Raw genomic sequence first — 7,906 nt, 5'->3', positions numbered from 1 at the left:
CGCTCCAAACCATTAGACATTAAAAATCAATGCAAATTGATTATTTTGTTATTGACTTTTATTAAAAATTCACATTTTTTAGGAATGCTTTTGCATTTTTTTGCTTAAAATTATTCTAATTAAATTTACTGGAGATGCACTTTTCCATTTTATAGATAAAAAGATTAAGTAATTTTGAAAACATAGTCATAGACTATGTTTTATAATTTAATTATTATGGATTTTAATATTGATGTAAGTGAAGAGAAATGGAGTAGAGAAGTTTTAGAAATACTCTTGATAGATAGAACAACAAATAAAAATATTATATGGGCAACAGATGACTATGGGCATCTTGGAGATTCTTATTATTCAAAATGTGCTATACAATATCATCTTATTACCGGCAATAGCGGGAATATTATCCAACCTAGAGTATTAAAGTCTAGAGAAAATCAAATTGTTAGAACAAAATCTAAAGCAGAAGTATTTACCCCTAGTTGGGTTTGTAATGCACAAAATAATTTGGTTGATTGTGCTTGGTTTGGAAGGAGTGATGTTTTTAATATCGAAACGCAGAAATCATGGGTCTCAACCAGAGAAAAAATCATATTTCCTAAAGAAAAAAATAGGACTTGGGAAAAATATGTAGATGATAAAAGGCTAGAGATTACATGTGGAGAAGCACCATATTTAGTAAGTAGATATGATGCAGTTTCTGGAAAATATATAGAACTTGAAGAGAGGATCGGCCTTTTAGATAGAAAATTAAGAATAGTAAATGAAAATACAGATAATGAGCAAGATTGGCTTAAATGAAGTGAACGTGCATTTCAAAGTGTCTATGGTTTTGAATTTCAAGGTGATAGCTTATTAATTGCTAGAGAAAATTTATTGGCTACTTATTGTGATAATATGGAATTTAAATTAAATAGGTATCCAACAGATAGAGAATTAATTAGAATTGCAGAAATCATTTCATGGAATTTATGGCAAATGGATGGTTTAACTTTTGCAATACCATTTAAAAAGTCTGTATCACCAAACCAGAAGATGTCATTTATTGGCTCTGAAGAGAAATGCAATGATGACTATTGCGTGATTAAAGATTGGAGATCTAAGGAGAAAGTTAAATTTAAAGACTTGATTGGTTAGGAGGTATTTTAAATTGAATGACAATAAAATTGAGGCAATTGATATATTAGATAGGATTATTGATGGTAGAGTCGAACCTCATATTTATGCTTTTACAACAAATACTATTCCTAATTATCTAAAAGTAGGGGATACTTATCGTTCTGTTGCGAAAAGGCTTAGTGAGTGGAGAGTATTCTTCCCAGAACTAGAAAAACAATATGAAGGTAAAGCACTTATTGATGATGAGACATACTTTAGGGACTATTCTGTTCATAAATATTTAGAGGACGATTTAAAGAAGAAAAGATTATTACCCTCTGATTTGGAAGATAATTTATACTATAGTAAAGAATTTTTTAAAGAAGCTACACCTGAAGATGTTGAAAATGCCATTAATGATATAAAGAATAGCTATATAGAAAACACTGGTAAATACGAATATTACAGCTCAAAAAATAATCTGCATCAAACTTTTCATTATCAGCGAGGAGATAATTGGAATTTAAGACCAAATCAATTAGAAGCAGTAAATAACTTTGACAAAGCTATTAAAAATGGAAGAAAAAACTTATTAATGTATGCAGTTATGCGATTTGGTAAATCATTTACCTCTCTTTGTTGTGCGCTAAAAATGGATGCCAAATTAGTGTTAGTTCTTTCTGCTAAAGCTGATGTTAAAGATGAATGAAAAAAAACAGTAGAAAGTGCTGGAAACTTCTATCAGTATATATTCTTGGATGCTGAAGATTTATTGAGAAATGAAGAAATTATAAAAGATAAAAGATTCAAAGACAAAAGGATTGTCCTATTTTTAACATTACAAGATTTACAAGGTGAAACAATAAAAGATAAACATAAACAATTATTTAAAGAGCAAATTGATTTATTAATAGTAGATGAAACTCATTTTGGTGCAAGAGCAGAATCATTTGGAAAAATATTAAAAGATGCTGGATATGAAAAAACTGATGAACAGAATTTCAAAAAAATATCTGACGATAGTATAGATGTACTTGATGCTGAGGAAGAAATAAAGAAAATTAATGCTTCTATTAGGTTGCATTTATCAGGAACCCCTTATCGTATATTGATGGGAAGTGAATTTGAAAAAGAAGATATTATTTCTTTTGTACAGTTTTCTGATATTGTTAGGGAACAGGAAGAATGAGATAAAATCAACTTAAATAATGATGACGTAAATGAATGAGATAATCCGTATTATGGTTTTCCACAAATGATTAGATTTGCATTCAATCCTAACAAATCTTCTAGACAAAAAATGGAAGCTTTAAGAAGAAGCGGTGTTAGTTTTGCTTTCTCTAAATTATTTGAACCTGTATCTATAAAAAAGGATAGTAAAAATAATAATCATAAAAAATTTCAAAATGAATCTGAAATAATTGATTTGCTAAAAGTTATAGATGGTAGTAAAGATGATGAAGACTTATTAGGATTCCTAGATTATGACAAAATCAAAGAAGGCAAAATGTGTAGACATATGGTTATGGTTTTACCTTACTGTGCTTCTTGTGATGCTATGGAGGCATTGATTACTAACAATAAAGATTCCTTTAAAAATTTAAATGATTATGAAATCTTAAATATTTCAGGGGTAGATTCAAGTAAAACATTTAGAACACCTAATGATATTAAAAATAAAATCAAGGAATATGAAGCACAAAACAAAAAAACTCTTACATTAACTGTAAACAGAATGCTTACAGGATCTACTGTAGAACAATGGGATACCATGTTGTATTTTAAGGATACAACTTCACCACAAGAATACGATCAATCTATATTTAGATTACAAAATCAGTATGTTAGAACATTAGTAGGCGAAAGTGGAATTATAAAAGAAAATTTAAAACCACAGACATTGCTAGTAGACTTTGATCCAGATAGACTATTCAGAATGCAAGAACAAAAGTCACTAATATATAATGTGAACACTGACGAAAATGGAAATGCAAAATTGAGGGAGAGAATAGAAGAAGAACTGCGTATTTCTCCTGTAATAGTGATGAATAATAATAAGATTAAGCAAGTTGAAGCAACAAATATTCTTGAAGCTGTGAGTTTGTATAATAATCAGAGAAGTGTTTCTGATGAGGTAATGGATATTCCTATAGATTTATCAATTTTAGAAGATGATGAGGTGAGAAAAGTAATTGAAGAGCAAGGTGAATTTAATTCTAAACAAGGTTTAACAATAGTTCCAAATCAAGGTGAGGGTGAGGAATTGGATATAGATGATCCTTCAGATGATTCTTCGGATACGAATGGTGATAAAAATAATGAAAATAAGTCATTCAAAGAAGAAAAAACTGATGAAGAAATTAAACGCTTAGAAGGACAAATAAAAACTTATTATCAAAGGTTGCTATTCTTTTCTTTCTTAACTAAGGATAATGTTACATCTTTAGATGATATATTAAATGTTATACAAAATGATGAAAATACTCGATTAGCAAAAAATTTATATTTAAATAAGAATGTTTTAGAAAAATTATCGTATTTAATGGACCCCTTTAAAAGAAGTAAATTAGATTATAAGATACAAAATATTTCAAAACTTGCTTTTGATGATAGTGTTAGTCCATTAGACAGAGCTTTAACGTCTTTAAAGAAATTTAACAGAATGTCTGAATCAGAGGTGATTACACCCTCAAATGTCTGTGATGAAATGGTTAATCTTATTCCAGAAGATGGATTAAGGAAAATAGTAAATGAAAAAAATAAACTTTTAGATATTGCAACTAAGTCTGGTGAGTATGCTGTAGCTTTATATAAACGATTGATTGATGATTTAGGGTTTTCACATGAAGAAGTAAAAGACATTATTTGCTCTATTCCTACGTCTTCTATTGCTTATGAATTTACAAGAAGATTTTATGAAATATTAGATTTGAATGTAGATAACATTGCTAGTCATTTTAATGCATATGATTTGATAAATATTAAAAATGAATCAGATGATGTTGATTATGAAAGAGTAGGTTATTTACTTAAACAAAATAAAAAGTTTAGTGAAATACACTTAACTGATGAAATGAAGGCAGGTGAAGAAATGGTGAAATTTGGAGCAGTAATAGGAAATCCACCTTATCAAGCTAATAATTCTTTAAGAAATAGAGATGATTCAATATACAATTTATTTATGGATTTAGGTTATTCCATCTCAGATATTTGTATTTTTGTAACTCCTGCAAGATTTTTAAATAATGTAGGATCAACGCCTTCTATATGGAATAAAAAAATGTTGGATGATATGCATTTTAAGGTGGAACGATATTCTGTAAAATCTACAGATGTTTTTGAAAATGTAGATATAAAAGGTGGTATTGCTATAACTTCTCGTAATAAAAATGTTAATTATAGTCCTATAGGTATGTTTATTTCTAACAATATTCTTAGAGGAATATATGATAAAGTTAGTATCAAAAGTAGTAATTTTAAGGAAAATATAAGTGACCTTATGTATGTTCAAAATAAATTTAATTTAAAAAATGTTTTTGAAGATTATCCTGAATTAGTGAATGTTATGAAAAAAGAAAAAAGAATTACATCATCAGCTTTTAAACAATATCATTTATTATTTAAAAATTTTGAATTTGATAATGCGGTTCAAATATATGGAAGGCTTCTTAATGATAGAACATATATGTGGATAGATAAAAAATATCTTGAATATCACGAAAATTTAGAATATTATAAAGTTTTTGTACCCGCAGCAAATGGAAGTGGTGCATTAGGAGAGGTTTTATCTACTCCTGTAATAGGTTATCCTGTAATAGGTTATACTCAAACATTTATTTCTCTAGGTAAATTTGAAGTAAAAGAAGAAGCCGAAGCATTATTGAAGTATATAAAAACTAAATTTGCAAGATTAATGCTAGGTTTGAAAAAGACTACTCAAAATAATAAGACTAAAGAAACTTGGTCAAAAATTCCTATGCAAGATTTTACTAGCAGTTCTGATATAGACTGGTCAAAATCTATTGAAGAAATAGATGAACAACTTTTTGACAAATATGGTTTAAACGAAAATGAACGTATCTATATTAAATCTTCTATTAAGGAGATGTAATTATCAATATAATTAACGATATTATTCCTGCGTTTCCCACTTTAAGTATAAAACTAGAGCTAATTAGGATCATTGATACCTGAGTTTCGGAGTAAAAAACAAAAAGTGTAAAATTGACCGTTATTTTTAGTCAAAATACACTTTTTGTTTTTCTATATACAATTTTTACAATTTCTAAAAATTCATTATACTTACATTTCCCACTTTAAGTATAAAACCAGAGCCATTGATAACGCTATCAAACTCATGTTTTGAATACACTCAAAATATAAACAATAAAACTGCAACTAAAAAATGTAGAAATAAACACAATTATTAAAAATGGTATGTAAGAAATTAAAAAAAGCGATTTTTGCGTATAAAATAGCGCAAATTTCGCTTTTTTAGTTTAAACTCCGAAACTCACGAGTCTAATAATAGTTAAGCTACTTAATTTTAATAGTACACTTGCTCAATTGATAAAATGTTGTTGTCTTGGATTTTATAATATTTGCATGCATTTAAAGCACTTATCTTCGCTTGTAATCATCTTCTATTCGTTTATGTTCTTCTTTGTAAGCATCTGATATTCACTTAAATACATCATCGTCATTCTTAATTTCTTTAGACACATATTCTGAATGCTGTAAAAAACAAATATCTCTCATAGACTTCTTGACTATTTCTTTATCTGCTCTTAATCTATCTGATGAGTTCATTAATTCAGAAGACGATAATGAAACAGCGAGTAATACAACTTCTTTATCATCTTTTAATTCATCAGAGAGAAATTGTAAACAACCAGGTCTTTTACTAATTGCTAATAATGCTAATTCTTTATCGTTTTTCAATCTATCTGAAGCATATCTTATTGAATAAGGGTCTTTTTGTATTGCTTGCAATACAAAATCTTTTTTATCTCTCAATTGAGTTGGTGTATATTTTAAATTATCACCTTTTCTCTTAATAGCTTTTGAAGCAAAATCCAAATCATTTTTAAGTCGATCTGAAGCATATTTAAAATTATTTGGCAACCTTTTGACTGCTAACTCCATTACTTGTGAATCATCTTTAAATTTATCAAATATATCAACCAATATCTCTGGATTTTTTTCTATAGCATCCATTACAAATTTTTTATTATTTCTAAATTCATAGCTTAACCTTTTAAATAAATACCTATGATCGTTTAATTCGTCTAAAACGATATTATAATGATCTTCATTATTAATATCAAAATCGAATAAATTAAAAAAACTACAAAAATTCAAAACTTGTCTAATAAATTTAGGCTCATTTAATATTTGCTTATCAACATGTCTTTTTAAAATAAGAGCAATAAAGTCGTGTTTTACATCGAGATATACTTTTTTCTCTATAAATTTAATTATAAAATCAGGACTCTTTAAATAAGTCTTTTCTAATAATTTTCATGCAGATTCAACTTTTTCATAATTCAATATAAATTCATCTAATGAAATTATCTTAACTATTGCATCTATTTCGTTATATTCATTTATGAGTTCTTCAATGTTTTGTTTTTCAATTATGTTATTTTTAATGCAAATACTTGCTAATTCATCAAATATTTTTGTCATTTTTTCTCCTTTTTTAATAATTAATAGTAACTAAAAAAGAAAGAAAAAACTTCCTATAGTTATGATAGGAAGTTAATTATTTTTACCAAAATTAAACGCTTCACTATCATACAAGCTTTAGCACTTTGCCTTTGTTAGGTAAGTTGCTGAAGGTTCAATGAGCTTGTCTCTCCCCTTCTCTTTATAGTTACGATAGTATTATAAAAGATTTCTATTAATCCAAATTAGAAAATTAGTAAGTATAAAATGGAAAAATAGCAAGCAAAATAAACCTCTTAGTTATAATTTAACTAAGGAATATAATTTGGTATGAAAAATCAGAGTTATGAAACAAAAAACGATTTAATTTTTAGACAAATTACAAAACACAGCGATTGAACAAATAAACAATTATCAATAGCTTTAGATGTCTCAATTTCAACAATAAAAAGAAAGCGAAAACAGTTGAGAGAGTTTCAAAAAACAGGGACTAAAATCAAAATCTCTCATGGTAACTTAAATAACAAACATGCTCTTAAACATTCGGATGAGAAATTTATAGCATTGAGCAAAACTTATTTTGATAATTATAGATTAACAGGGAATGAGAACAATAATAGTTCTTCTTTTTTATCTTTGATTTCCTTTTATAAATATTTTGAACGCTTTGAGTGTTCGGAACCTAAAGATTTTTCATATTCAACTCTGGTTAGTCGTTTTAAACAACTTGGAATTGCTAGTCCGTACGCAACAAAAGAAGGCAAAAAAATTGCTAAACGAAACAAAATAAATCTATAACTAATTAAGATTTATTCTTTATATTGCAATTTAAATATTATGAATTTGAAAATTGTAAAAGTCGAGCGTTTTATTACGTTCGACTTTTACATTTTATAAATCACGCATATCTATAAGAAAAATATTTTGTCTTTGTTTGTAAAGTGATATACTAATCTAATTTTAAAAATTTGTGGAGGTATATATGTTCTTTAATGAGCACAAAGAAAAAGATCGACCAATAATAACATCTGGTTTTGGAGTTGGCATTGAAAGACTAATACTATTTCTAATTAATGAACATGATATAAGAAATGTTGTAGTTATACCGAGGGACACAAATGAAATCATTGAACCTTAAAGAAAA

Annotated in this window: 5 protein-coding genes and 1 riboswitch; of the genes, 4 read left to right on the top strand and 1 reads right to left on the bottom strand. The window is 27.3% G+C overall.

Going from position 1 to position 7,906, the window contains the following annotated elements; translation table 4 throughout:
* Positions 1 to 216 precede the first annotated feature (216 nt).
* Positions 217 to 1,134, top strand: coding sequence for a restriction endonuclease subunit M (locus E1I18_RS03550; protein ID WP_141484216.1), 918 nt, complete (start codon positions 217 to 219; stop codon positions 1,132 to 1,134).
* Between the two features lie 13 nt (positions 1,135 to 1,147).
* Complete coding sequence (locus tag E1I18_RS03545) at positions 1,148 to 5,206, top strand: Eco57I restriction-modification methylase domain-containing protein (protein ID WP_211334716.1); 4,059 nt, start codon at positions 1,148 to 1,150, stop codon at positions 5,204 to 5,206.
* Positions 5,207 to 5,715: 509 nt separating this feature from the next.
* On the opposite strand, the gene E1I18_RS03540 is transcribed toward E1I18_RS03545, so the two are convergent.
* On the bottom strand, positions 5,716 to 6,783 hold the full coding sequence (locus tag E1I18_RS03540; protein WP_141484214.1) for a DUF4116 domain-containing protein: 1,068 nt from the start codon (positions 6,781 to 6,783) through the stop codon (positions 5,716 to 5,718).
* Positions 6,784 to 6,883: 100 nt separating this feature from the next.
* Positions 6,884 to 6,973, bottom strand: a riboswitch (SAM riboswitch).
* A gap of 119 nt (positions 6,974 to 7,092) precedes the next feature.
* Here E1I18_RS03540 and E1I18_RS03535 point away from each other — a divergent pair.
* Positions 7,093 to 7,560 carry a hypothetical protein gene (locus E1I18_RS03535; protein ID WP_141484213.1) on the top strand — a complete coding sequence of 156 codons (468 nt, stop codon included), beginning with the start codon at positions 7,093 to 7,095 and terminating at the stop codon, positions 7,558 to 7,560.
* A gap of 184 nt (positions 7,561 to 7,744) precedes the next feature.
* On the top strand, positions 7,745 to 7,900 hold the full coding sequence (locus E1I18_RS03530) for an amino acid--tRNA ligase-related protein (protein WP_141484212.1): 156 nt from the start codon (positions 7,745 to 7,747) through the stop codon (positions 7,898 to 7,900).
* Positions 7,901 to 7,906 lie beyond the last annotated feature (6 nt).

Source organism: Mycoplasmopsis mucosicanis (genome assembly GCF_006546935.1).
Classification (GTDB): Bacteria; Bacillota_I; Bacilli_A; order Mycoplasmatales; family Metamycoplasmataceae; genus Mycoplasmopsis; species Mycoplasmopsis mucosicanis.
This window is presented reverse-complemented; position numbering and strand designations above follow the sequence as displayed.